This is a genomic window from Massilia sp. TWP1-3-3, assembly GCF_049897805.1.
Lineage (GTDB): Bacteria > Pseudomonadota > Gammaproteobacteria > Burkholderiales > Burkholderiaceae_D > Telluria_A.
The window spans coordinates 153,650-179,000 of record NZ_JAFCWX010000006.1 but is presented as its reverse complement, the minus strand read 5'-3'; the positions used below and the strand labels follow the sequence as shown (position 1 = coordinate 179,000).

18 protein-coding genes are annotated in these 25,351 nt (G+C 63.4%); 8 read left to right on the top strand and 10 right to left on the bottom strand.

Translation table 11 applies throughout. The annotated features are described in order from the left end of the window. Positions 1 to 72 precede the first annotated feature (72 nt). Positions 73 to 1,350, bottom strand: a complete 1,278-nt coding sequence (locus ACP7D4_RS08145; RefSeq protein ID WP_426103359.1) for an MFS transporter — start codon at positions 1,348 to 1,350, stop codon at positions 73 to 75. Positions 1,351 to 1,526: 176 nt separating this feature from the next. Between ACP7D4_RS08145 and ACP7D4_RS08140 the strand changes: the two genes are divergently transcribed. The 4 genes from ACP7D4_RS08140 (at position 1,527) to ACP7D4_RS08125 (ending at position 8,175) form a co-directional block, all read left to right on the top strand. Next, entirely contained in the window at positions 1,527 to 2,855 is a 1,329-nt protein-coding gene (locus ACP7D4_RS08140; RefSeq protein ID WP_426208561.1) for an MFS transporter, read from the top strand. 57 nt (positions 2,856 to 2,912) lie between these two features. Next, on the top strand, positions 2,913 to 4,544 hold the full coding sequence (locus tag ACP7D4_RS08135; protein WP_426208559.1) for an alpha-D-glucose phosphate-specific phosphoglucomutase: 1,632 nt from the start codon (positions 2,913 to 2,915) through the stop codon (positions 4,542 to 4,544). Positions 4,545 to 4,566: 22 nt separating this feature from the next. Next, a complete protein-coding gene (locus tag ACP7D4_RS08130; protein ID WP_426208558.1) occupies positions 4,567 to 6,237 on the top strand; it encodes an alpha-amylase family glycosyl hydrolase in 1,671 nt (556 codons plus the stop codon). Between the two features lie 87 nt (positions 6,238 to 6,324). Continuing rightward, a complete protein-coding gene (locus ACP7D4_RS08125; RefSeq protein ID WP_426103355.1) occupies positions 6,325 to 8,175 on the top strand; it encodes a glucokinase in 1,851 nt (616 codons plus the stop codon). Here the strand turns inward: ACP7D4_RS08125 and pulA are convergent, their stop codons facing one another. Together pulA and ACP7D4_RS08115 are read right to left on the bottom strand one after the other, a co-directional pair. Further along, positions 8,176 to 10,878, bottom strand: coding sequence for a pullulanase-type alpha-1,6-glucosidase (pulA, locus tag ACP7D4_RS08120; RefSeq protein WP_426208556.1), 2,703 nt, complete (start codon positions 10,876 to 10,878; stop codon positions 8,176 to 8,178). It abuts the gene before it with no gap. A gap of 143 nt (positions 10,879 to 11,021) precedes the next feature. After that, positions 11,022 to 12,620 (bottom strand): oligopeptide:H+ symporter, encoded by a 1,599-nt coding sequence (locus tag ACP7D4_RS08115; protein WP_426103353.1) that lies wholly within the window; start codon positions 12,618 to 12,620, stop codon positions 11,022 to 11,024. A gap of 230 nt (positions 12,621 to 12,850) precedes the next feature. On the opposite strand from ACP7D4_RS08115, the gene ACP7D4_RS08110 reads away from it, so the two are divergent. Both ACP7D4_RS08110 and ACP7D4_RS08105 read left to right on the top strand, forming a co-directional pair. Further along, entirely contained in the window at positions 12,851 to 14,473 is a 1,623-nt protein-coding gene (locus ACP7D4_RS08110; protein WP_426208553.1) for an alpha-amylase family glycosyl hydrolase, read from the top strand. Then, a complete protein-coding gene (locus tag ACP7D4_RS08105) occupies positions 14,470 to 16,335 on the top strand; it encodes a glucokinase (protein ID WP_426208551.1) in 1,866 nt (621 codons plus the stop codon). The genes ACP7D4_RS08110 and ACP7D4_RS08105 overlap by 4 nt, the downstream gene beginning before the upstream one ends. A gap of 17 nt (positions 16,336 to 16,352) precedes the next feature. On the opposite strand, the gene ACP7D4_RS08100 is transcribed toward ACP7D4_RS08105, so the two are convergent. The 7 genes from ACP7D4_RS08100 to groES form a co-directional block, all read right to left on the bottom strand. Further along, positions 16,353 to 16,820 carry a hypothetical protein gene (locus ACP7D4_RS08100; RefSeq protein WP_426103350.1) on the bottom strand — a complete coding sequence of 156 codons (468 nt, stop codon included), beginning with the start codon at positions 16,818 to 16,820 and terminating at the stop codon, positions 16,353 to 16,355. A gap of 116 nt (positions 16,821 to 16,936) precedes the next feature. Continuing rightward, complete coding sequence (locus tag ACP7D4_RS08095; RefSeq protein WP_426208549.1) at positions 16,937 to 19,009, bottom strand: S9 family peptidase; 2,073 nt, start codon at positions 19,007 to 19,009, stop codon at positions 16,937 to 16,939. A gap of 33 nt (positions 19,010 to 19,042) precedes the next feature. Then, positions 19,043 to 20,890, bottom strand: coding sequence for a hypothetical protein (locus ACP7D4_RS08090; RefSeq protein ID WP_426208548.1), 1,848 nt, complete (start codon positions 20,888 to 20,890; stop codon positions 19,043 to 19,045). A gap of 8 nt (positions 20,891 to 20,898) precedes the next feature. Then, positions 20,899 to 21,816 (bottom strand): ABC transporter ATP-binding protein, encoded by a 918-nt coding sequence (locus ACP7D4_RS08085; protein ID WP_426208546.1) that lies wholly within the window; start codon positions 21,814 to 21,816, stop codon positions 20,899 to 20,901. An 8-nt stretch (positions 21,817 to 21,824) separates the two neighbouring features. Next, complete coding sequence (locus ACP7D4_RS08080) at positions 21,825 to 22,235, bottom strand: GntR family transcriptional regulator (protein WP_426208544.1); 411 nt, start codon at positions 22,233 to 22,235, stop codon at positions 21,825 to 21,827. 254 nt (positions 22,236 to 22,489) lie between these two features. Then, a complete protein-coding gene (gene groL, locus ACP7D4_RS08075) occupies positions 22,490 to 24,139 on the bottom strand; it encodes a chaperonin GroEL (RefSeq protein ID WP_426103345.1) in 1,650 nt (549 codons plus the stop codon). A 42-nt stretch (positions 24,140 to 24,181) separates the two neighbouring features. Continuing rightward, on the bottom strand, positions 24,182 to 24,472 hold the full coding sequence (gene groES, locus ACP7D4_RS08070) for a co-chaperone GroES (protein WP_426103344.1): 291 nt from the start codon (positions 24,470 to 24,472) through the stop codon (positions 24,182 to 24,184). Between the two features lie 285 nt (positions 24,473 to 24,757). On the opposite strand from groES, the gene ACP7D4_RS08065 reads away from it, so the two are divergent. Both ACP7D4_RS08065 and ACP7D4_RS08060 read left to right on the top strand, forming a co-directional pair. Then, complete coding sequence (locus ACP7D4_RS08065; protein WP_426103343.1) at positions 24,758 to 25,009, top strand: hypothetical protein; 252 nt, start codon at positions 24,758 to 24,760, stop codon at positions 25,007 to 25,009. Beyond that, a complete protein-coding gene (locus ACP7D4_RS08060; protein WP_426103342.1) occupies positions 25,006 to 25,317 on the top strand; it encodes a cell division protein ZapA in 312 nt (103 codons plus the stop codon). The genes ACP7D4_RS08065 and ACP7D4_RS08060 overlap by 4 nt, the downstream gene beginning before the upstream one ends. Positions 25,318 to 25,351 lie beyond the last annotated feature (34 nt).

Here is a 25,351-nt window from a genome sequence, read left to right as displayed (position 1 = left end):
CCGAAGCCGTCGACTTGCGTAGGGCGCAAAAGCGAAGCGCATTCCACCACGGCGCCGCCCGCGGCTTCAACCTCAATGCTGCGCCGCCAGCGCCCCCACCGGCATGGCCGCCCCTTGCTTGTCCTTCACCAGGCACCACAACGCGGCCGACACGGCCAGCGAGGTCCCGCAGATCACATACAGCAAACTGTTGTTCCCCGCGCCCTTGAGCACATACCCCACGCCCGTCGACATCAGCTGCGGCACCACCACCGACAAGTTGAACAAGCCCATGAAAAAGCCCATGCGGCTCTTGTCGACCTTGTCGCTCATGATCGCAAACGGCAGGCTCACGATCGCGCTCCAGCCAATGCCCACCACCGCCATCAGCGCATACAGCATGGCCGGCGTGCGCGCGAACGAGGCGATCATGAAGTACCCGCCGGCCATGATGGCAATGCACAGCGCCTGCGTGTTCACGCGCCCGATGCGCCTGGCGACGGGCGCTAGCACCAGCGCCGGCAGCAAAAAGCCCACGGTGTTGAGCACCGCGAACGAGTACGCGATGATCTGCCCGCTCTGCGCGTTGGCCGCAGCCTGCGGCAGGCCGGCCGGAATGATATGGGTCTGGATGAAGCCATACGTGAACACGAACATTGACTGCACGCCCAGCCACGAAAAGCCATGCGCGATATAGATGCGCCACAGCTGGCCCCAGTCGGCCTTGGTTGCCGTGGCCGCCTCGGCCACCGTCACCAGTTCGCGCCGCTCTTTGATGAAGAACATCGGCACCACCGAGAACGCGAACACGACGATGGCGCCCAGCTGGATCAGGGCATCGTTACCAAGCGTGGCCCCGACGATGTAGGCGAGCACGCCCCAAAAGCCGGAGATGGTCTGCATCCACGTGTACCCTTTGGTACGCGCCTCCCCTTCGGGAGTGAGGTCGGCGATGATGGCGCGCGTGGGGTTGAAACTGATATTGATCGACAGGTCGAGCACCACCACGATCACTACCGCCACCATCAGCAGGTTGCCCACGCCAAGCGCCTGGTTGACGATGTCAATGCGCGGCAGCAGGAACACCATCAGTGCCGCCAGCGTGCCGCCAATGAGGATGAAAGGCCGGCGCCGGCCGCCCCAGAACCAGGCCTTGTCGCTGACCAGCCCGATCAACACCTGGCCCAGAATGCCCGCAGTCGGGCCGGCGGCCCAGACAATGCCGATCTGGTGGATCTCGAGCCCGAAGCGGGTGCTCAAGATCCAGCTCAGCGCCGAAATCTGGATGCACAACGCAAAACCCATTGCCGTCGAGGGCAAACTAATCGTCGCGTAGAAAAAATTACTCAAGCGCTTTTGCATATCCAGCATGGTGTCTCCGTCCAATTCTGTTATTTGACTACAATTTCTATTGTTTTTATTTGATTGCTACCTTAATTCTACTATGGAACGGTTTGGATTGACACGTAGAAATCGCCATGTTACTTTGCTACAAATGATGAAAATAAGCCTGGCATGTTGCGCGGGCGACAAATTTGGGGACACAGATGCAAATGCAACTCTCGGCAATCAAGCCGCGGCTGACCTTCTGGCAGCTTTGGAACATGAGCTTCGGCTTTTTTGGCATCCAGTTCGGCTTTGCGCTGCAAAATTCGAACAGCAGCCGCATCTTCTCGACCCTGGGCGCCTCGCCCGACGACTTACCCTGGTTCTGGCTCGCCCCGCCCGTCACCGGCCTGCTGATACAACCGATTATCGGCTACTTGAGCGACAACACGTGGCACCACAAGTGGGGCCGTCGCCGTCCCTTCTTTTTTGGCGGCGCCATCCTGGCCACGCTGGCCATGTTTATGATGCCCAATTCGACCGCCATCTGGATGGCCGTGTTCGCGCTGTGGATCATGGACGCGTCGATCAACGTGGCGATGGAGCCGTTTCGCGCCTTTGTTGGCGACAAGCTCGATCCGGCGCAGCAAACGTCCGGCTTTGCGATGCAGACCTTCTTCATCGGCTGCGGTTCGGTGATCGCGTCCTTGCTGCCGTCGATCTTCGAGCACTTCGGGGTGAGTAACTCGGTCATCGACGGGAACATCCCGCCGACCGTACGCTACTCGTTTTATGTAGGCGGCCTGGCGTTCATCAGCGCCGTTGCGTGGACGGTGTTCAGCAGCACCGAACTGCCGCCGGCCGACCTGGAGGCTTTTCGCGCCGAACGCGCCAAGCGCAAGGGTGTCGGCCACGCCTTTTCCGAAATTTTCAGTAGTCTGGTAAAGATGCCGCTGGTGATGCGCCAGCTGGCTGCGGTTCAGTTTTTCTCGTGGGCCTCGCTGTTCATCATGTGGGTCAATACGACCAACGCCGTCGCCGCCAATGTGTTCGGCACCACGGATGCCAAGTCGGACGCCTTTCAGGCTGCCGGTACCTGGGTGAGCATTATGTTCGCGGTCTATAGCGGCGTCTCGGCGCTGGCTGCCTTCATTTTGCCGGTCATCGCGCGCAAGACCAACCGCAAGGTGCTGCACATGATCTGCCTGTTCATCGGCGGGGCCAGCCTGGCCAGCATCATGTTCATCACCCAAAAGGAAATGCTGCTGCTGCCGATGGTCGGCGTGGGCATCGCGTGGGCCAGTATCCTGACGGTGCCGTTTGCGATTCTTGCCGGTTCCGTGCCACCGGAAAAAATGGGCTTTTACATGGGCGCGTTCAACTTCACGGTCGTGGTTCCCCAGATCGTCATGGTACCCGTGCTGCCATTCGTCCTGAGCCACTTTTTGGGCGGCCGGGTCGTGGCCACGCTGGCCTTCAGCGGCGCCTGCATGGTCATCGGTGGCCTGTGCACGCTGCTGGTAAAAGACACCGTGGTCGTCAGCGCTTAACGTGGCGTCAGGATCGCACTGCTTGTCATATCATATTGATAATTGACAGGAGAAATAATGACCATCCAGACCATTGCAACAACACCATTTGCCGGGCAAAAGCCCGGCACGTCGGGACTTCGCAAAAAAGTGGCCGAGTTCCAGCAGGGCGGCTACCTTGAAAACTTCGTGCAGTCGATCTTCGCCACCCTTGGCGACTGTGCCGGCCAGAGCCTGGTCGTGGGCGGCGACGGGCGCTTTTTTAACCGCCACGCGATCCAGGTCATTTTGCGCATGGCTGCCGCGCACGGTTTCGCCAAGGTGCTGGTCGGGCGCGCGGGCATCCTCTCGACGCCGGCGCTGAGCTGCGTGGTGCGCAAGCATGGGGCGCTGGGCGGCATCGTGCTCTCGGCCAGCCACAATCCGGGCGGCCCGGATGGCGACTTCGGCATCAAGTACAACATCGGCAACGGCGGACCGGCACCCGAGCGCATCACCGACGCCATCTACGGCCATACCCAGGCAATTGCCGCCTACCGCATCAGCGACGCGCCCGCTACCGATATCGACCAGATCGGCCAGGCGCACATCGAGCAAATGGTCGTCGAAGTGATCGACCCGGTGCGCGACTACGCCGACCTGATGGCGCGCCTGTTCGACTTTGCGGCCATCAAGGCCTTGTTCGCAGGCGGCTTCACGATGCGCTTTGACGGCATGCACGCGGTGGGCGGACCGTATGCGCAGGCCATCCTTGAAGGCATCCTGGGCGCGCCCAAAGGCACCGTCATCAACGGCGCGCCGCTGGAAGACTTTGGCGGCAAGCACCCCGACCCCAACCCCGCCAATGCGGCCGACCTGATCGCTTTGATGGCCGCGCCCGACGCGCCGGACCTGGGAGCGGCCACCGACGGCGACGCGGACCGCAACATGATCGTCGGGCGCGGCATTGCCGTCACGCCGTCCGACAGCCTGGCCATCATCGCCGCCAACGCCGGCGTGGTGCCCGGGTACCGCGCCGGCATCACGGGTATCGCGCGTTCGATGCCCACTTCCACCGCGCCCGACCGGGTAGCCGCGGCGCTCGGCGTGCCGTGTTACGAAACGCCGACCGGCTGGAAGTATTTCGGCAACCTGCTCGACGCCGGCCTGGTCAACCTGTGTGGCGAAGAAAGCTACGGAACGGGGTCAGACCACATCCGCGAAAAAGACGGCCTGTGGGCGGTACTGTTCTGGCTCAATATGGTGGCTGCCAGCGGCCTTTCGGTGGCCGACATCGTCGAGCGCCACTGGGCCCGCTTCGGGCGCAATTACTACTCGCGCCACGATTACGAGGCGGTCGATGCCGCTGCCGCCGAAGCCATGATGGCGCACCTGCGCGGGCAGCTTGGCGCGCTTGGGGGCACCGTCCACGACGGCTACACCGTGGCGCTGGCCGACGACTTTGTCTACACCGACCCGGTTGACGGCTCGGTCGCGAACAGGCAGGGCGTGCGCATCATCATGAGCGACGGCTCGCGCATTGTTTTCCGCCTGTCGGGAACCGGCACCGAGGGCGCCACCGTGCGCCTGTATCTTGAAAAATACGAGCCCGGTCCGGCCCGCCACGCTCTGGAAGCGCAAAGCGCCCTTGCGGGCCTGGCGCGCATCGCCGACACGCTTTCGCAACTGAAGTCACGCACCAAGCGGGCAGGTCCCACCGTCATCACCTAAATTTTTCACCGACAGGAAGTACATGAAACGTTCCGCATTAGCTGCCGCACTCGCACTTGCACTCGCCTCTGGCGCCGCATCGACTCCCGCATTCGCGCACGGAGCGAATCAGCCTTTTGTGTGGGAGGGCGCGACGGTGTACTTCCTGTTGACGGACCGGTTTAGCAACGCCAATCCCGCCAACGACCTGGCGTACGGGCGCAAGCGCGACGGGGCCGTCCTACGCAGCTACATGGGCGGCGACCTGGCCGGCGTGACCGCCAAGATCAAGGAAGGCTACTTCACCACGCTGGGGGTCGACGTCATCTGGATTTCGCCGCCGGTGGAGCAAAACCACGCCAGCACGGACGAAGGCACGGGCACCTCGTACGGCTTTCATGGCTACTGGGCCAAGGACTTCACCAGTGTGGACGCCAACCTTGGCACCGAAGCGGACGTCAAGGAACTGGTCGATACCGCGCACGCGCACGGCATCCGCGTGCTGCTCGACGTGGTGATGAACCATACCGGCCCGGTCACGCAAGCCGACCCGGCGTGGCCCAAGGAATGGGTGCGCCTCGACCCGGTGTGCACCCACCAGGATACGGCAACGACGGTCGACTGCGCGCTGGTCAAGAACCTGCCCGACATCCGCACCGACAATAACAAGGCGGTGCAGCTGCCGCCGACGCTGGTGGCCAAGTGGAAGCAGGAAGGGCGCTACGAGCGCGAAGTCAAGGAGCTCGATGCTTTTTTCAAGCGCACCGGTTTTCCGCGCGCGCCGCGCTATTACGTGATGAAGTGGCACGCGGACTGGGTGCGCAAGTATGGCTTTGACGGCTTTCGGGGCGACACGGTCAAGCACACCGAGCCTGGCGTATGGAAGGACCTGAAAAAGGTCGCCAGCGAAGCGTACGAAGACTGGAAGCGCGCCAACCCGGCCAAGCGGCTGGGCGACGACAAGTTCTTCATGACAGCCGAAGTGTTCAACTATTCGGTCAATCATGGGCGCATGTTCGACATGAACGGTGGCAAGTACGCGGACTTTTTCGCCAACGGTTTTGACAGCCTGATCAACTTCAGCATGGTGCGCGACGCGAAACAAAGTTACGAGCAGCTGTTCAGCGGCTATTCAAAGGCGCTCAACGGGCCGCTGAAAGGTTATTCGGTCCTCAATTACATCAGCTCCCATGATGACGGCAACCCCTTCGATCCGCTGCGCACGCGTGCGTTCGAAAGCGCGACCAAGCTGATGCTCGCACCCGGCGCGGCGCAGATCTATTACGGCGACGAGACGGCGCGCGTATTGAAGGTTGACGGCGCGGTGGGCGACGCAACACTGCGTTCGTTCATGAACTGGGGCGACCTGGCCGACAACGCGCAGCGCGCCGGCTACCGCGTTAGCGACCTGCATCTGCACTGGAGCCGGCTGGGCCAGTTCCGGCGCGCGCACCCGGCGGTGGGAGCGGGCGTGCATGAGCAACTGGAAAGCAGTCCCTACACGTTCGCCCGCAAGTTCGAGCGCGCCGGCGTGCGCGACAGCGTGGTGGTGGCGCTGGACCTGCCGCCCGGCAAGCCAACACCGGTCAGCGTGGCGGGCGTCTTTCTGGACGGCCAGACGGTGCGCGATTACTACTCCGGTAAAACGGCGCTTGTCGCCAACGGCAAAGTGCAGTTCGACACCGGCAATTCGATGGTGCTGATCGGGTTCTGAACGCAACATTTCCTGACCCCGGGGGAGATTTTGGTGCATTTCGTACAATAGGGTATGCTACACGCGATCCAGCCCCTATTTATTGCGATGACCAAAGAAACCGACTCCGAACAGAAATACAGCCGTACCGCCTATGCGGACGGTCCACGCCTGCTTGCCGACATCGGCGCCACCCACGCGCGCTTCGCACTTGAAACCGCGCCCGGCGTGCTGCGCTCGGTTCGCGTGCTCAAGTGCGACGATTTCAGCGGCATCGTGCCGCTGCTGCATTGCTACCTGGCCGACCATAAAAACATCCGCCTGAACCACGCCGCGTTCGCGCTGGCCAATCCGATCAGCGGCGATACGATCCGCATGACCAACCGCGACTGGACTTTCTCGACCGACGAAGTGCGGCGCGAGCTCGGCCTGAACACGCTGCTGATCGTGAACGACTTCACGGCGCTGGCAATGTCGCTGCCCGGCCTGTCCGGCGCGGATCTGATGCAGGTCGGCGCCGGCGCCCCGGCGTCGAACGCGGTGATCGGGGTGCTGGGGCCTGGCACCGGCCTTGGCGTCTCCGGCGTCATTCCCACCGTCGACGGCCTGGTTACGCTGGGCAGCGAAGGCGGCCACGTCAACTTCGCGCCGGCCGACGAGCGCGAGTTTGCGATCCTGCAGTTCGCCTGGAAAGAGTGGTCGCACGTGTCGAACGAGCGCTTGATTTCCGGCCCCGGCATGGAAATCATTTATCGCGCGCTGGCTGAACGCAACGGTCAACAGGTCGCCGCGCGCTCCTCGCCCGACATCATCAGCGGCGCGCTTGACGACAACGATCCGCTGTGCCTGGAAGTGCTCGAATGCTTCTGCAACATGCTGGGCGGCGCGGCCGCCAACCTGGCCGTGACGCTGGGCGCGTTCGGCGGCATTTTCATCGGCGGGGGCATCGTGCCGCGCATGGCCGAATTGTTCGCCAAGTCGGGCTTTCGCGCGCGCTTTGAGGCAAAGGGCCGCTTCACCGAGTACCTGGCCCAGATTCCGACGTACGTGATCATGACGCCGAACCCGGCCTTTTACGGCGTGGCGACGATCCTGTCCGAACACCTGCGCGGGCGCAGCGGCGCCAACACGCTGATGGAGCGCGTACAGCACTTGCAGCACGAACTCTCGCCCGCCGAGCAGCGCGTCGCCACGCTGGTGATCGAGCATCCGCGCAAGGTACTGGGCGAGCCGATCGCCGAAATTGCGCGCCTGGCCGACGTCAGCCAGCCGACCGTGATCCGCTTTTGCCGCTCGCTCGGTTTCCTGGGCCTGGCCGACTTCAAGCTCAAGTTCGCCAGCAGCCTGACCGGCACCATTCCGGTGCGTCACAGTCAGGTGCGCACGTCCGACAGCACGCACGACTTGTCGGCCAAGGTGATCGACAATACCGTGTCGGCCATCTTGAAATTCCGCGACCAGCTCGACGTGCAGTCGATCGACCGCGCCATCGAGCTGCTGCGCAATGCCAAGCGGGTGGAGTTCTATGCGATGGGCAATTCGCGCGTGGTGGCGCTGGACGGGCAGCACAAGTTCTTCCGCTTTCGCATTCCGAGCGCGTCGTATGGCGACTCGCACCTGTTCAAGCTGGCCGCAGAACTGCTCAATCCGGGCGACGTGGTGATCGCGATTTCGTCATCCGGCCAGATGCCGGAACTGCTGGCGGCGGTGGATGCGGCGCGCGCGGTCGGGGCCGACGTGATCGCGATCACCAGCAGCAAATCGGCGCTGGCGAAAAAGGCGACGGTGTGCCTGGCGGTCGATCACAGCGAAGACGGTACCTACTTCCTGTCGATGATCTCGCGCATGCTGCAGCTGCTGCTGATCGATATCATGTCGGTCGGGATTTCGCTGGGCGTGCAGGGCGACGACAGCGAGGCCGAGAAAAAGCGCATGCTCATCTCGCACCTCGATATCTGACTACTCCACAAACACGACAGCGGTGCGCGGCGGGACATGCAACATCCCCGTTGCGCGGTCGTAGGCGGCATCTGCGGCGCGCCGGTCGGCCGCCCCAGATGCCGCATGCACCGGGTGGAGCCGCATGCGCTGCCCACGTTCGCGCTCCACGGCCACGCCGTGCGCCACCTTGTCCACATTGATGAAGTAATTGACGGCCTTGAAGTGCGCGCCGGGGTAGCCCTTGCCGTCGATGCGCGCGGCAATCACGGTCGGGGCGGCGCTGTCGTAAAAGCGCAGCCGCGCGTTTATGTCGGCCGCTGTGCGCAGGCGGAACAGGGTGGAGCTGGCGCGAATTGCCAGCAGGTCGCGAAAGGCGTCGCGGGCATAGGCGATGTCGGCCGGCGCCGGTTTTAATGCGGCGTTGGCCAGCAGCGGCTTGAGGAGGGCATAGTCCTTGCCGTTGTCCTGCGCCGGCGGCAGACCGGTGCCGAAGTAATTGTCCTGGTAGCTCCAGTCGATGCGGTTGAACCAGTCGCCCGAATTGAAGCTGTTGCGGTCCAGTGACTTGGAGCGCAGCGTGTCGATGCCGGCGTGGTAGTACGCCACGCCCTGGCTAAAGGCGTTGATGGCCGCGCCCAGCATCTGCACCCGCGCGCGCTCGGCGCTGGTGGTGGCCAGCGGCAGCTTGAGGACGTTGATGTCGTACAGCGTTTGGTTGTCGTGGTTTTCAACGTAGTTGACCGCTTCGCCCGGCTCGCTGGCGTAACCGGCCGGCTGGCCGTTATAGTCGATCGATTCCAGTGTGAGCACGCCCTTGGCGTGCGTGCGCAGGGGGTAGCTGCGCACCGAGCCTGCCAAGCCAACCTTGACCATGTCGGCAGTGCCCAGCAAATCGGCCAGCGGACGCGCGCCGGCCAGTGCGTTGGGATCGTACACCAGGCCATTGATGAAGCCCTGCTGCGAGATCAGCTTGTCGCCGGCGTCGGCAGCGGAGCCGCCGCGCACGCTGTCGCGTCCCCGGTCATTGAAGGTGCCGATGCCGCTGCCATCGAGCGAGAGCTGCGAGGCTTGCACGAAGCGCGCGCCATTTTCCACCTCACCGAAATTCCAGCCTTCGCCGATCAAGTTGACGTGGCGCCCGGCCGCCTTGTCGACGCGCGCCTGCAATTGCTCCATCACCGCGCGCGGCTGGTGGCCCATCAAGTCGAAGCGGAATGAATCGATCTTGTACTCGCGCGTCCACAGCGCGGCCGAATCGAGCATCAGACGCGCCATCATCAGGTTTTCGGTCGCGGTGTTGTCGCAGCAGGTCGATTGCTCGACCGCGCCGGCCGCGTTCAGGCGGTGGTAGTAGCCCGGGACAATCCGGTCGAGGACGGATTTTTCTTTCTGGCCCGAGGCGAAGGTGTGGTTGTACACCACGTCCATCCCGACCCGCAAACCGGCGCCGTGCAGGTTCATCACCATTTCGCGAAACTCGATGATGCGGCGCGCACCGTCGGCCGGGTCGCTGGCGTAGCTGCCTTCCGGCGCGCTGTAATGGAACGGGTCGTAGCCCCAGTTGAAGCAGTCGGTGTGTTCGGTTTTCTTGATCAAGGCTTGCTGGGAGTCGCCATCGGCTGCACCCACGGGCGCGGGCACGGCGCAGCCGCGCTCGGGCACGCTGGCGATGTCGTACACCGGCAGCAGGTGAATGTCGGTCATGCCGGCGCGGCTGAGTGCTGCCAGGTGCCGCATGCCGTTGGCGTTCTTCTCGCCAAAGGCGGCGTACTTGCCGCGCTTTGCCGGCGCCACCGTCGGGTCGTTGATGGAAAAGTCGCGCACGTGCAGTTCGTAGACCACCATGTCGGTCTGCGCCTTGACGCGCTCTGGCACCCGGTGCCGGTCCCAGTGCGCGGGTTTCAAGCGCGGCGCGGCCAGGTCGGCAATGTAGCTGCGCGCCGAATCGGCGCTCAGGCTGACCGAGTAGGGGTCCGTCACCAGGTTGCGTACCAGGCCGGCGCTATCGACAATGACGTCGACGATGTATTGATAGTATTTGCCGGACAGGTCGCCGGGTGCGGCAATGCGCCACACGCCGCTGGCCGCGTCAAGCTGCATGGGCGCGATCGCCGTGGCCGGCGCGCTGGCGCTGTCGTAAGTGCACAGCATGACCTGCTGCGCCGTTGGCGCCCACAGACCGAAGGCGGTGGCTGTTGCGCGGGGAGCGACGCCCAGGCCGGGGGCGCTGGCCGCAGCCCGATACAGGTCGTCGAGCGCGCCGGCAGCTTGCAGGCGCGTTGCGGCGCGCACGGTGCCGTCGGCGTCTTCCTGCACCAGTACCAGCTGCTGGCGGTGCAGCGCCGGCAGGCGCGCCAGGTCGGCGTCGGCAATGGCGAATGTGGGGCCGGCGCCGACGTACTTGAAGCGCGCCGGGTCGGCCGGTCCGGTGAAGCGCGTCATGACCAGTGCGCCGGTGGCGCCGCTCACCCTGGCGCCGGGCGTGGCAGTAATGCCGCCGTCGGGTGCGTGGTACAGCTTGACGACGCCCGCCGCGTCGGCGCCGGGCCAGCGCGCAAGGCGCCGGTTGAGCCAGACGGCGCGCGCCGGCAGGCTGGCCGCTCCCGGCTGCAGTAGTTGCTGGAAGCTGGCGCTGTCGCAGGCTGCCAGCGGTGCGTCGGCGCCGTGCGCCGCGCCAAGGAAGATGAGGTGCAAGGCTGCACAGCGAAGCAAAATACGCATAGGGAATCCGGGTCGGTAAATCGCGGCGAGGGCAGTGCTAAAGACAGGTCTTTCAGGGAAAGTACTGCAAGTACAAGACTCGCGCCGCCAAGGCTAATAATTTAGCGATGGTAGAGCATTTTCTGTAGCTTTACTACAAAATCTTACACTTGATTCAACTCGCCCTGGGCGCGGTAATTATCCACCATCTTGTAGCGCGTTGCGTACCACCCGAAGATGGCAGCGGCCACCAGTGCGAAGGCGGCAAAAAAGTACATCTGGAACGCCATCACGCTCACGCCGCTGTTGGCGATCTGCGCGATCACCGCGTCGTTGCGCACGGTCTTGTTGACGATCAGGACCCACAGGCTGCCGACCGTGATCGACAGGAACCAGAAGGCCATGATCACCCCCTTCATCGACTTGGGCGCCTGGCTGTAGGCAAATTCCAGGCCGGTGGCCGATACCAGCACTTCGGCAAAGGTGAGCAGCGCGTACGGCAGGATCTGCCAGGTCATCGACATCGGCGTGCCGCCATCCATGGCCACTTGTATGGCCCCGATGACGATCCACGACAGGCCCGAAAATGCGATCCCCGTCGTCATGCGGCGCAGTGCGGTCGGCTCGATGCCCAGTGTGCGCAAAAGCGGGTACAGCACCAGGTTGTTAAACGGGATCAGGATCATTACCAGCAGCGGATTTATGGCCTGCATCTGGGCCGGTGCGAACGTGAACGGGCTGCCGAACAGGTCGATGGTCGGCGCGATCATGGCATTGGCCTGTACCACCCAGGTCGAGGCCTTCTGGTCGAACAGCGACTGGAAGGGCGTGCACAGGGCGAACACGATCAGGATGCGCAGCACGGCGCGCACGCCGTCGACCGCTTCGTCGGGATGGATGCCGCGCGCGCGTTCGAGTTGCATGGAGGTGCCGATACCACCGAACGCGAGCAGCAGCACCAGCGCCAGGCAGGCGCCGATGACGAAGCCCAGCGCCGGAATCATGAGCAGCGAGACCAGCGCGCCGAGCGCGCCGATGCCGGCGACGAACAGGCCCGCCTGTCCAGCGCCGCGCTGTTTGGCCAGCAGTGCGGTGCGCGCCACGTTGATGAACGAGTGCGGGTCGGCCGGGGCGGGCGGGACGTGCACGTATTTTTTGCGTCCCGACCAGAACACCAGTGTGGCGACCAGCATCAGCGCGCCCGGAATGCCAAAGGCGACCGAGGCGCCGTAGCTGCGCAGGAAAATGGGCATCAGCAGCGAGGCGAAGAACGAGCCGAAGTTGATCGACCAGTAGAAGGCGTCATACACCACCTTCGCCTTGTTCTTGTTGGTCTGGTCGAACTGGTCGCCCACGAACGAGGACACCAGCGGCTTGATGCCGCCCGAGCCGAGTGCGATCAGAAACAGGCCGAAGTAAAAGCCCTTGAGGTTGTCGTCCCAGACGGCCAGGCAGGCGTGGCCCGCGCAGTACACGAGGCTGAGCCAGAAGATGGTGTTGTATTTGCCGAAGTAGCGGTCGGCGATCCAGCCGCCCAGCAGCGGAAAAAAATACACGCCGATGACGAAGGTGTGGAAAATATCCTTGGCTTCGCCGGCGCGGTCCGGGGCCGGCATGAACAACAGCAGGGTGCTGATCAAAAAAGGCGTGAGGATGTTGCGCATGCCGTAAAAGCTGAAGCGTTCGCACGCCTCGGAGCCGACGATGTACGGCACTTGCCGGGGCAAGGGCCCGTTGCCGTCCTGTTTATCCGCTTGCGCCATTCCCGCTCCCTGCATTTGACCAGACGCGATCCTAAGCGCTTGCCGAGAGACTGGCAATAGCTAATTTATTTGATGTAGTTTGACTACGATAGTGATCTGGTACTATTGCCATGGAATGTTCTAAGCCATTGATAAGTATAAACATTATTGCTATTTATGACGGATGAGCGGATATTGTTAAATGGCGGCAAGTGATGTATATTATCTACAAAATCATAACGGGACGCTTCATGAACAATCAAATCACACCTTGGTGGCGCGAAGCCATCATCTACCAGGTTTATCCGCGCAGCTTTCTCGACACTAATGGCGACGGCGTGGGCGACCTGCCCGGCATCACGGAAAAACTCGACTATATCGCCGAGCTTGGCGCCGACATCGTCTGGATTTCGCCGTTCTTTACGTCCCCGATGAAAGACTTCGGCTACGACATTTCCGACTACTGCGACGTCGATCCCCTGTTCGGTACACTGGCCGACTTCGACGCCCTGATTGCCAAGGCCCACAGCGTGGGCCTGAAAATCATGATCGACCAGGTGCTCTCGCACACGGCCGAAGCGCATCCTTGGTTTGTCGAGAGCCGCAAGAGCCGCGACAATCCCAAGGCCGACTGGTATGTGTGGGCCGATCCTCTCCCCGACGGCAATCCGCCCAACAACTGGCTGTCCGTGTTCGGCGGCTCGTCGTGGCAGTGGGACAGCCGGCGCAAGCAGTACTACCTGCATAACTTCCTGGTCAGCCAGCCGGACATGAACTTTCACCATCCGGAAGTGCAGCAGGCGCACCTGGACAACCTGCGCTTCTGGCTGGCGCGCGGCGTGGACGGCGTGCGCATGGACGCTTGCAATTTCCACTTCCACGACCCCGCATTGCGCAGCAATCCGGTCGCGACCAACCGCGACACCGCTACCGTCACCGACGTCAACCCGTACGGCATGCAGGCGCACATTTACGACAAAACGCGTCCCGAGAATATCGCCTTTTTGCAAAAGATCCGCACGCTGCTCAACGAATTTGGCGCCGTCGCGATTGGCGAAGTGGGCGCCGACGATGCGCTCGGCGTGATGGCCGACTACACGGCCGACGGCGACAAGCTGCACATGGCCTACAGCTTCAACCTGCTCACCAGCACGTTCACGGCGGCCTACATCCGTTCGCAGGTGGAGGAGTTCGAAGCGCGCGTCAAGGGCGGCTGGGCTTCCTGGTCGGTCGGCAACCACGACGCGATGCGCGTGATGTCGCGTTGGGGCGGCGGGGCGCCGACACCGGCGCTGGCCAAGCTGGTGCTGGCGATGCAATGCTCGCTCAAGGGCACGCCATGCCTGTACCAGGGCGACGAGCTGGCCTTGCTCGAAGCGGAGGTGCCGTTCGAACTGCTGCAGGACCCTTACGGCATCACCTTCTGGCCCGAGTTCAAGGGCCGCGACGGCTGCCGTACGCCGATGCCGTGGACCACCGAGGCGCCGCACGCCGGCTTTACCAGCGGTACGCCATGGCTGCCGGTCGCGCCGCAACACCTGGCCAATGCCGCCGCCGGGCAGGAGAGCGACCCGCACTCGCCGCTCAATTTTGCGCGCCGCTTGATCGCCTGGCGCCGCCAGCAGCCGCAGCTGACGCGCGGCGACATCGTGTTTTTCGATGCGCCCGAGCCGGTGCTGGCGCTGCAGCGCGACCTGGCAGGCCATCCGAGCGTGCTGGCGATGTTCAACCTGGGACCGGCGCCAATCACTTTCACGCTGGAGCAAGCGGCCGGCGCGGTGGTGCTGAGCGGCCATGGGCTGCCCGGCAGCGTTGACGGCACCAGCGTCACGCTGCCGGCCTACGGCGCCTGGTTCGGTAGCATCGCAGCATGAACGACCTCGCCGATCCGGAAAAGTTTGCGCGCACCGCGTTTGCCGACGGCGCGCGCCTTCTGGCCGACATCGGCGCCACGCATGCGCGCTTTGCGCTGCAGACCGCGCCGGGCGTGTTTCGCTCGGTGCGGGTGCTCAAGTGCGACGACTTCGAAGGCATCGTCCCGCTGCTGCAGTTTTACCTGGCCGACCACCAGGAGCTGCTGCACCACGCGGCGCTGGCGGTGGCCAATCCGATCAATGGCGACCAGGTCCGCATGACCAACCGCGCGTGGGAGTTTTCGACCGACGCCGTGCGGCGCGAGCTCGGTTTGCAGACGCTCCTGATCGTCAATGACTTTACGGCGCTTGCCATGGCGATACCCGCGCTGGGCCCGGACGACCTGATGAAGGTCGGCGGCGGTGCGGCGGCGGGCAACGCGGTGGTCGGCGTGCTGGGGCCCGGCACCGGCCTTGGCGTGTCGGGCGTCATTCCGACGGTGGACGGCTTTGTCACGCTGGGCAGCGAGGGCGGCCACGTCAACTTCGCGCCGGCCGACGAGCGCGAGTTCGCCATTTTGCAGTTTGCCTGGAAGGAGTGGCCGCACGTGTCGAACGAGCGGCTCATTTCCGGACCCGGCATGGAGATTATCTACCGCGCGCTGGCGCTGCGCAATGGCGTCAAGGTGCCGGTGCGCATGTCGCCGGCGATCATCAGCGGCGCGCTCGACGACAAGGATGCGCTGTGCCTGGAAGTGCTGGACTGCTTTTGCGGCATGCTCGGTGGTGCCGCCGCCAACCTGGCCGTCACGCTGGGCGCCTTTGGCGGCATGTTCATCGGCGGGGGCATCGTGCCGCGCATGGGCGAATGGTTCGCCACATCGCAGTTCCGGGCGCGCTTCGAGGCCAAGGGGCGCTTCACCGGCTACCTGGCCGATATTCCCACCTACGTCATCACCACGCCCAACCCGGCCTTTCACGGCGTGGCCACGATTTTGTCGGAACACCTGCGCGGACGCAGCGGCGCCAACACGCTGATGGAGCGCATAGGCCACCTGCAGCACGAGCTCACGCCTGCCGAACAGCGCGTGGCCACGCTGGTGCTCGAGCATCCGCGCCTGGTGCTCAATGAGCCGATCGCGGGGATTGCCAAACTGGCCGAAGTCAGCCAGCCGACGGTGATCCGCTTTTGCCGCTCGCTGGGTTTTCTGGGGCTGGCCGACTTCAAGCTCAAGTTTGCCAGCAGCCTGACGGGCGCCATTCCCGTGCGCCACAGCCAGGTGCGCAACGGCGACAGCACGCACGACGTTTCGGCCAAGGTGATCGACAACACCGTCTCGGCGATTTTAAAATTTCGCGACCAGCTCGACGTGCGCGCCATCGACCGCGCCATCGAACTGCTGACCCAGGCCAACCGTGTCGAGTTTTACGCGATGGGCAATTCGCGCGTGGTGGCGCTGGACGGACAGCACAAGTTTTTCAGGTTCCGCATTCCCACCGCGTCGTATGGCGACTCGCACCTGTTTACGCTGGCCGCCGAACTGCTCAAGCCGGGCGACGTGGTGGTGGCCATTTCAAACTCGGGCCGGCTGCCCGAATTGCTGACGGCGGTCGATGCGGCGCGCGCTGCGGGCGCGGACGTGATCGCCATTACCAGCAGCGGCTCGGCGCTGGCCAAGAAGGCCACAGTGTGCCTGGCGGTTGACCATGCGGAAGACAGCACCAACTTCCTGTCGATGATCTCGCGCATCTTGCAGCTGCTGCTGATCGATATCGTATCGGTGGGGATTTCGCTCGGTACGGCGGCGCAGGGCGCCAAGGCTGAAGGCGGCGAGCTCGAAGCGGACCAGCGCCGCATGCTGATCTCGCACCTGGGAAGCTGAGGGCTACAGCGTCAAGCTTACAGCGCGCTCTTGCGCGCCATTGGCTGCTTGTCCTTGCGCCACTTGGCCAGGCTGACCGGCTGGTCGGTCTCGGTGTCTTCGACCAGGATGTCGGGGGTGTCTTGGCCGACCAGGAAGCTTTCCCAGCGCCGCGCCGCTTCCGGCGTATTTTCGACATAGCTGAATTGCCAGTAGCTCTTGGCGCCGATCACTTTGGGCGTCGGCCCATACTCGATCAATGCGCCGTGGACAGTGCCGTGAGACGCCGTTTCCAGGTGTTCCGACCACGCCTTCAATTCCGGCAGCGCCGCCAGCGCGGCGCGTGCTTCGGCCTTGCTGCGGGGCCCCGAAAACGGCTGCTCGTGCACTACGATCGGGGTCGGCGCCACCGTCACCGGCGCCGGTTTGTCGCGCGTGAAAAACACGACGCCAACCCCGGCAACGACAGCGAAAATTCCCGCGAGTAACGCTTTCTGATTCAGCATTGATGAGCAACCTGTAACTGTAGTTGCGGCCATACTAAACCAAAACCCAAGTCAACCGCAACACCGGGGTCAGACCACTTGTTTGCAGGGTGTGAAGTGGTCTGACCCCGGTTGGATTAGTTAAGGGCGGTGTTGACCTTGAGGTTTTGCTCGAGGTAGTTGGCCAGTTCGGCGCTCGGGGCGGCCGGGGCAGGGCCGCCGAGGTGCTGGTGCAGGCCGCGCAGCAGCAGGTGCAGATACGCCTGGCGCATCAGCGGCTTGCGCGGCGAGTGGCCTTCGTCCGGGTCGAGCAGCAGCGTCACCGGCTTGCCCATGCCTTGCAGGCGCGCCACGTAGTCGGTCACGCTGGCCGGGTCGACCATCCGGTCCTTGCCCCCGGCAAGAATCAACAGCGGCCTGGTGATCTTGCTGGCATTTGCCGCCGGGGCGGCGTCGGCCAGTGCCTTCATGGCGGCCGCGTCGTTCAAGTCGATGCCCATTTCCGCCAGCGTGACCGAGAACGGGGCGTCGTCACCTTGCGCCGGGCCGGCTGCGGCGGCTTTGAGCGTGCGCGCAAAGTCGGGCGGCGGCACCATCGCCATGCCGAACTTGAACAGGTCCGGCGTGTGCGTCAGCGCCAGCAGCGTGGAGTAGCCGCCGAAGGAGTCGCCCATGATGGCCAGGCGGCGCTTGTCGCCCACGCCCTTGGCCACCAGCCAGCGCACGCCGTCGATGATGTCGGCCTGGACGCGCCCGTTGCCAAAGTCCGACTTGGGCGCCGTCAGGTAGTGTTCGCCATAGCCGGTCGAGGCGCGAAAGTTAGGCTGGAAGACGGCGTAGCCGCGGTTGACCAGGGTCTGCACCAGCGCGTTGTAATCGTTGTCGAACTTGCCCCACGGGCCGCCATGGACCATGGTCACCATCGGCAGCGTGGCTGCATCCTTCCCCGGCGGCAGGCTGACGTAGCCGTGCAGCAGCGCGCCGTCCGAACCGCGATAGTGCAGCGCGATTTTTTGCGCCAGCGCGCTCTCCGGCAGCGGTTGGCCAAGGCTGCTCTCCTGCGCCAGCACGGGATCGATGCGGCGGCTGGCCACGTCGTACAGATAGTAGCGATCTTGTTGCAGGCGCGCCGATTTTTCCGTCAGCAGCCAGCGCGGTGCGCTGTCGCTGGCGGCAATAGTGATGTTCGCATCAGGGAATCGTTTGGCCACGTCGGCGGCGCCCTGGCGCGCGGCGGCGTTCAAGCCATAGTTGCGGCGCGCCGGCGAATCGTAGACGGCCAGCAGCGGCGTGCGCGATAGGGGCGAGACCACGGCCTGCTTCAAGTCCGACAGCGCCAGCGGGTCGGTGTGCAGCACGCGCGTGGCGTGCGTGGCCAGGTCCACCTGGACCAGCGCCTTGCGCTCGCCCGCATGGTTGACGACCATCGTCAGCGTGCGAGCGTCGGGCGAGGCGGCCACCAGTTCGCAGGCGCGCAGCCGCTTGCAGCGCGCGGCCTCGACCCATTTGCCGTTTTGCCGGTGCGAGACGACCTGCGTGAAGTCCGCTTCCCGGGTACGGATGAAACTCACCTGGCCGGCGCCGTCGATGAGAAATTCGTCCACTTTCTTGCTGCCCTCGTAGATCACCTCGCTGTTGCCGTCGATGCCGATGCGGCTGATACGGTAGGCGCCGGCGGCGCGGTCGAATTCTTCGGTGATGCCGTGCCGTGGCCGGCTAGGGTCGACGAACAGGAATTGCTGCTCCGTCTTGGGATCGAACGCGGCCAGCTTGCTGCTGGCGCCGGTGGCCAGCGTCACCTGGGACAAGGCGTCGCCGCTGTCGAGAAAAATGAACTTGGCGTCGCTCGACCAGGAGGGATCCTGGCGACCGGAAATGGCCAGCAGTTTTTTCTTGTCGCCGGTCTTGATATCCAGGACGTACAGCGTCTGTGCCTGGCCGTCCGACTCGAGGAAGGCAAGCGATTCGCCGTCCGGCGAGAGCTTCACCTGGCTCAGGCGCGAGCGGCGGCTGAAGTCCTGGTCCTTGATGGGCGCCGCCGCCGGCATGGCGGCAATGCGCGCCAGCAGCGGCTTGAGCGAGCGCGTTTCGAGCGCGCGCGCATCAAGTGCTGTGGCGGTTTGCGCGGCGCTCGCGCCCAGGCAGGCGAAGGCGATGGCCAATGCCATGGCGCAGGCCGAACCGTTGCGGGCGATTTTTGGGGTAAGCATGGTGACTCCTTTGGTGGACAAGACTGCTTGTTGTTATGAGGCCGCAAGCAACACGGCGGCCGGCGTGGAAGACTTCAGAAAAACCGGTGGGCGCGCCTGCAGCACCATCAGGCATGCCAGCGCGGGCGGCCCAAGCAGCAGGCAAGCGGCCAGCCAGGCTGCCCTGCGCAGCACTGTTACGCGCGCGCCGCGCAGCCAGTAGTACCCGCCCAGTGCCGACAACAAGGCGGCGAGCAAGGCCGCGATCACTACGTCATCTGGGCGCGCGCGGTCCAGGGGATTGCTGTAGCGGGTCTTTGCGCGGTCGAGGATGCGGCCTTTGTCGAGCAGCGCGTCGGGCAGTGCCAGCAGGTGGTGCAAGACCGGCGACACCCACCAGTCATGATGCTCGAACAGCGCAGGGAAGTCATGCGCGAGCTCTCGCCGCGCCACCTCGCGCGCATGGCCGGCTGCGTCGACCAGCATGATGACCTGGCTCGCTTCGCTGCCGCCGGTGATCATGTCGCCGCCAAAGCTGAACGAGACCAGCGCGCCGTCGAGCAGGGCGGCGATGTCGATCCGGTCAAGGCTGCTGAACGCTTGCGGCAGCGCGATGCTGTAGGTCTCCTGCAGCGCTGCTCCAGGCGCGGGCCTGGCAAAGGCGATCAGGCGCAGGTTGGTGATGACGTACCAGACGTCGCCCGCCTCCATCGGTTCGCGTGCCAGCGTCTCGGGTGCGCGCAGCTTAAGTAGGGAATGGACCGCTCCGCTGGTGGCGTCGCGCGCCATCAGCTCGTGCGCCAGCAGCAGGTAGGGACCGTCGCCGGGCAGGGGGACGGCGCTGAAAGGTGCATGGTCGCCCATGCCTTTGGCGCCAAGCACGCCGCGCGGCTGCATGGTGTACAGGTCGCGGCCCATAAACAACATGGCGTCGTGGCTGAAGGTCCATTCGATATGGCGTGCCTCATCGGTCAAGCGTAGCGTGTCCAGGTTGCCGAGCTGGTGGCGCACCGGGTACTGCCTGATCGACGGTTCAAAATTAACGATGCCGGTCAGGGCGACCTGGCGCCGCCACTGGAGCGCCTGCGGATCGGTCGCAGAAGTAAGGCCGCGCAGGAACAGCGCCGGTCCTTCGGAACGGGTGGACTCGGTAAAGCCGCCGGCCGGGGACAGCGCGCGGTTCAGCGGGTGTACGCCGGCCAGCATCAGGCCATTCTGGTACATCATGGAGCCGGCCCAGGTCAGGGCAAGGTAAAAGCCGATCAGCAGCGGTGCTGCGGTGGCGGCTAGCGCGGCGCCCGACGGCGGGGCGGTGCGGTCCGGCTTAAAGGCGCCGTAGGCGATGTAGACCAGCAGCGCCAGGCACAGGGCGCTTGGCGCGAGCATCACGTAGCCGGAGGCGAGGTGGCCCATCAGCAGCAGGGGCAGCAGCAAGACCAGGATGGCGCTGCGGCGCCCGCTCAGGGAGACGTAACTGCCGGCCAGCCAGGCCGTCATCGTCAGCAGCACCAGTTCGAGCACCAGCAGGTAGTGGCGCGCATCGACCACGCGGGTGCTGAGCCAGTCGGTGCACAGCACCGTCAGCAAGGCCGGCAGGCCGACCGCGAACACGATCAGCGCGCCGGAGGCGGCCGCGATGGCGCCAAAGATCGCCAGCCGCGCCAGTGGCCGGTGCAGCAGCCAGAGCCAGCGGCTTGGCTGGCGGTAGGCGCCGAACTGCACCATCGCAAACGCCAGTGCGGCCAGCATGTAGACGGCCAGCGCGATCATGTGCGGCTCGTAGCGCAGTTGCAGCAAGTCGAACAGGCGGTTGACGAACAGCTGCAGCAGCAGGTGCGCGGCGGCGAAGATCAGGGCAGCGTTGCGAAAGTGCCGGCACTCGCTGAAAAAAAGCTCTCTCATGGCCGCTCTCAGGCAGCTGCCGCAACGGGCGTGGAGGCTATGTGGCCGCTGGCCAGAAAGCCGTTAACGGCGCGGTCCAGGCTGACCGGCATTGCTTGGGCGCTGCGCGCGCCGAGCAGGGCCAGGCGCGCGCCAAAATCGTCCTGCTGGTCGAAGACGATGAAGTGGGTCAGGCCGTCGATGCGCTGCACCTGCAGCACGCCGGGCAGGTGGGCCAGGCTAGGCTCGCGAAACGGAAATTCGGCCACCCACAGCTGCACCCGTTCGCAAAATTCGCCCGGGGCCGACATGTGGCGCAGCGCGCCGCGTTCTAGGATGATCAGGTTGTCGGCCACGCGCTCGATTTCTTCCATCTGGTGCGAGCAGTAGATGATGGTCGACTCGTCGGCCAGGCTGGAAAACATCAGCGCTTCGAGAAAGGCGCGCTTGGCGACGACGTCCAGCCCCAGGGTCGGTTCGTCGAGTACCAGCAGTTCCGGGCTTTGCGCCAGCGCCAGCGCCAGATTTACGCCGGCGCGTTCGCCGCGCGAGAGCTGGGCGATGCGCTGCTCGGGCAGCACATTGAAGTGGCCAATGACGTCGTCGTAGCGGGCCTGGTTCCACAGGCTGTACTGGCGGCGCTGCATGGCGGTCACTTCGTTGATGCGCATCCAGCCGGGCAGGGTGTGTTCTTCATTGACGAAGCCGATGCGCCCGCGCAGTTGCGGGGTCAGGCGCGCACTGTCGCAGCCGAGGATGTGCGCGCGGCCCGAGGTCGGCGTTTCAAAGCCGAGCAGCACGCGAAACAGCGTCGACTTGCCGGCGCCGTTGGCGCCGACGATGGCGTGGATGCCGCCGCGCGGCACGTGCAGCGTCATGCCGTCGAGCGCGCGCTTGCGGCCGTATTGCATGACGAGGGAGTTGGTCTGGATGATGAAGTCGGACACGGGGCAGCTTAGGCGGTTTTTTTGGAAAGGCTCAGCGCCAGCTCGCCGGCGACGGCGTCGAGCAGCGCCTGGGCCGGGTAATCGAGCCCGATCACGTCGCCCACGAAGCGCTGCACCGCGTCGTCGAGCCGGCGCGAGCGTTCTGCATGGGACAGGCGCTGGCGCGGGATGGCGACGAATAGCCCCAGCCCGGCGCGCGCATCGAGCCAGCCTTCGGCCGTCAGTTCGCTGTAGGCCTTGGCCACGGTGTTGGGGTTGACGGTGAGCTGCTGGGCCAGGCCGCGTACGCTGGGCAGGGCGGCGCCCACGGCCAGTTCACCGCTGGCGATCATGCGCCGCACGCCGTCGACGATCTGGCGGTTGATCGGGCGTGGGTCGCCCGTGGCGATCTGGAGCATTAATGCGGCGCGGCCGGTCATGGTTGCCTCTCTACTGTACTACTACGGTTAGTACAGTAACAGCGGCTTGTCCCCTCGTCAATGATTGATTGATACATACATGGCGAACCGCTGCGACGCTTGTTCGATCTCACTATCGTCTATCTTGCCACTGTTCCGTGGATTGCTCCCGCCGGGGGTGGCGCCACCTCTGAACAAATGCGCACGCAAAAAATAGACATAAAAAAACCTGCAAGGCGCGAACCTTGCAGGCTTTTTAGTCAGGCAAACAGCAATTACATCATGCCGTCCATACCGCCCATGCCGCCCATGCCACCCATGCCGCCACCCATGCCGCCAGCTTGCTTGTCTTCAGCTTGCTCGCATACCATGGCGTCGGTGGTCAGCATCAGGCCAGCGATCGATGCTGCGTTTTGCAGTGCCGAACGGGTGACTTTTGCTGGATCCAGAACACCCATTTCGACCATGTCGCCGTAGGTGCCGTTGGCTGCGTTGTAACCGTAGTTGCCGGTGCCGGCCAACACTGCTGCCACCACAACGGACGACTCTTCGCCGGCGTTTTGCACGATCATGCGCAGTGGCTCTTCCATGGCGCGCATGACGATCTTGATGCCTGCGTCCTGGTCAGGATTGTCGCCCTTGACGGTGATGTTGGCACGTGCGCGCAGCAAGGCTACGCCGCCGCCAGGAACAATACCTTCTTCAACGGCAGCGCGGGTTGCGTGCAGTGCATCTTCAACGCGTGCTTTCTTTTCTTTCATTTCGACTTCGGTTGCAGCGCCAACCTTGATCACTGCAACGCCGCCTGCCAACTTGGCAACGCGCTCTTGCAGTTTTTCGCGGTCGTAGTCCGACGTTGCTTCTTCGATCTGCACACGTACTTGCTTGACGCGCGCTTCGATGTTTTCAGCCTGGCCCGCACCGTCGATGATGATGGTGTTTTCCTTGCCTACTTCGATCCGTTTGGCCTGGCCAAGTTCAGCCAGCGTGACTTTTTCCAGCGTCAGGCCAACTTCTTCAGCGATCACCTGGCCGCCGGTCAGCACTGCGATGTCTTCCAGCATGGCCTTGCGACGGTCGCCAAAGCCTGGGGCCTTGACTGCGCACGTTTTCAGGATGCCGCGGATGTTGTTGACAACCAGGGTTGCCAGCGCTTCGCCTTCGATGTCTTCTGCGATGATCAGCAGTGGACGGCCGGCTTTGGCGACTTGTTCCAGGATTGGCAGCAGGTCACGGATGTTCGAGATTTTTTTGTCGCACAGCAGGACGAATGGGTTGTCCTGGATCGAGACTTGCTTCTCTGGGTTGTTGATGAAGTACGGCGACAGGTAGCCGCGGTCGAACTGCATGCCTTCTACGATGTCGAGCTCGTCGTTCAGGGACTTGCCGTCTTCAACGGTGATGACGCCTTCCTTGCCGACTTTTTCCATCGCTTCCGCGATCCGCTCGCCGATCGAGTAGTCGGAGTTGGCCGAAATGGCGCCAACCTGCGCGATTTCTTTGGTCGTCGTGCATGGCTTGGCGATTTTTGCCAGCTCTTCGACGGTGGCAGCAACTGCCTTGTCGATGCCGCGCTTCAAGTCCATTGGGTTCATGCCGGCGGCCACGAACTTCATGCCTTCGCGCACGATGGCCTGGGCCAGCACGGTCGCGGTGGTGGTGCCGTCGCCGGCGTTGTCGCTGGTGCGGGAAGCAACTTCCTTGACCATTTGCGCGCCCATGTTCATGAGCTTGTCTTTGAGTTCGATTTCTTTCGCAACCGATACACCGTCCTTGGTGATGGTTGGCGCGCCGAACGAGCGCTCGATGACCACGTTGCGTCCTTTAGGACCCAGGGTGACTTTCACTGCATTGGCGAGAATGTTGACGCCTTCAACCATCTTGGCGCGCGCTGCGTCGCCGAATACTACATCTTTAGCTGCCATGTTTTTTTCTCCGAAAATTGGTGTTGCGAGAATATGAGGTGATTACTTGACCAGGACGGCCATGATGTCTTCTTCGCGCATCACCAGCAGTTCGTCGCCGTCAACTTTGACGGTTTGGCCGGAGTATTTGCCGAACAGCACGCGGTCGCCGACTTTGACTTCCAGCGGGCGAACTTTGCCATCGTCCTGGACTTTACCGTTGCCGATGGCGAGGATCTCGCCCTGGTCCGGTTTTTCTGCGGCTGCGTCAGGAATGATCAGGCCGGATGCAGTTTTGGTTTCCTGGTCTAGACGCTTGACGATAACGCGATCGTGCAATGGGCGAAGGTTCATGCAAAACTCCTTAATGTTCAATGGTTTGACTTGCTATTCTTGGCCAGTACACGGCGTGCAGGGCCTGGAAATCATTGTTAGCACTCTCTGCTAACGAGTGCTAATTATAGGGACGGTACCGCGTATTTTCAAGGCATCATCCTTTTTATTTCAATAAACTGCTTGATCTCGCGCAAACTTTTCCTTTCCTTGTCGCCCGTTTTGCAATCATGCTCTGCTTCAATAATCGACGCTAACGTACTGAATCGGTTGACTAAAAATCGTTGACGGCTCTATAGTATTGGGATGATTTCTGAATTCAATGACCTGTCCGACAAAATCGACCGCCTTGCCGCGTTGACGCTGTCCCTACGCCGCGAGAATGCCACTCTGCGCCAAGCCAATGCTTTACTTGCTGCTGAGAACGTAGCCTTCATGGAACGCCTGTCCGAAGCCCAGCGCCGGGTTGAGGCCTTGCTGGCCAGCATTCCCGCCGAGGCCGGCGATGAAGACAACCTTCCCGCCGAAGCGACCATCCATGACGAGGCAGCCCAATGATCCAACTCGATGTCACCCTCATGGGTAATCCCTACCGACTGGCCTGCAAGGAGGGCGAGGAACGCACGCTCAAGGAAGCGGTCAGCTACCTTGACGGCAAAATGTGCGCGCTGCGCGACTCCGGCAAGGTCAAGGGCAACGACCGCATCGCCGTGATGGCCGCGCTGAGCGTGACGGCTGAATTCTTATCCTCGAAAGCGGGACAAGGACCGCTGTCGGACTTGTCGATATTGGAAGTCAAGGAAAAAATCGGTGCCATGCATACCGCACTGGACGACGCCCTGACGCCGCAGGAAAATTTGTTTTAAAACCTGTTTTCGTTTGACATGGCGACACATCGGA

Excerpts from the sequence above, each read along its gene's own strand:
- ACP7D4_RS08145 (WP_426103359.1), bottom strand. The coding sequence starts at position 1,350 with ATGCTGGATATGCAAAAGCGCTTGAGTAATTTTTTCTACGCGACGATT.
- ACP7D4_RS08140 (WP_426208561.1), top strand. The coding sequence starts at position 1,527 with ATGCAAATGCAACTCTCGGCAATCAAGCCGCGGCTGACCTTCTGGCAG.
- ACP7D4_RS08135 (WP_426208559.1), top strand. The coding sequence starts at position 2,913 with ATGACCATCCAGACCATTGCAACAACACCATTTGCCGGGCAAAAGCCC.
- ACP7D4_RS08130 (WP_426208558.1), top strand. The coding sequence starts at position 4,567 with ATGAAACGTTCCGCATTAGCTGCCGCACTCGCACTTGCACTCGCCTCT.
- ACP7D4_RS08125 (WP_426103355.1), top strand. The coding sequence starts at position 6,325 with ATGACCAAAGAAACCGACTCCGAACAGAAATACAGCCGTACCGCCTAT.
- pulA (WP_426208556.1), bottom strand. The coding sequence starts at position 10,878 with ATGCGTATTTTGCTTCGCTGTGCAGCCTTGCACCTCATCTTCCTTGGC.
- ACP7D4_RS08115 (WP_426103353.1), bottom strand. The coding sequence starts at position 12,620 with ATGGCGCAAGCGGATAAACAGGACGGCAACGGGCCCTTGCCCCGGCAA.
- ACP7D4_RS08110 (WP_426208553.1), top strand. The coding sequence starts at position 12,851 with ATGAACAATCAAATCACACCTTGGTGGCGCGAAGCCATCATCTACCAG.
- ACP7D4_RS08105 (WP_426208551.1), top strand. The coding sequence starts at position 14,470 with ATGAACGACCTCGCCGATCCGGAAAAGTTTGCGCGCACCGCGTTTGCC.
- ACP7D4_RS08100 (WP_426103350.1), bottom strand. The coding sequence starts at position 16,820 with ATGCTGAATCAGAAAGCGTTACTCGCGGGAATTTTCGCTGTCGTTGCC.
- ACP7D4_RS08095 (WP_426208549.1), bottom strand. The coding sequence starts at position 19,009 with ATGCTTACCCCAAAAATCGCCCGCAACGGTTCGGCCTGCGCCATGGCA.
- ACP7D4_RS08090 (WP_426208548.1), bottom strand. The coding sequence starts at position 20,890 with ATGAGAGAGCTTTTTTTCAGCGAGTGCCGGCACTTTCGCAACGCTGCC.
- ACP7D4_RS08080 (WP_426208544.1), bottom strand. The coding sequence starts at position 22,235 with ATGACCGGCCGCGCCGCATTAATGCTCCAGATCGCCACGGGCGACCCA.
- groL (WP_426103345.1), bottom strand. The coding sequence starts at position 24,139 with ATGGCAGCTAAAGATGTAGTATTCGGCGACGCAGCGCGCGCCAAGATG.
- groES (WP_426103344.1), bottom strand. The coding sequence starts at position 24,472 with ATGAACCTTCGCCCATTGCACGATCGCGTTATCGTCAAGCGTCTAGAC.
- ACP7D4_RS08065 (WP_426103343.1), top strand. The coding sequence starts at position 24,758 with ATGATTTCTGAATTCAATGACCTGTCCGACAAAATCGACCGCCTTGCC.
- ACP7D4_RS08060 (WP_426103342.1), top strand. The coding sequence starts at position 25,006 with ATGATCCAACTCGATGTCACCCTCATGGGTAATCCCTACCGACTGGCC.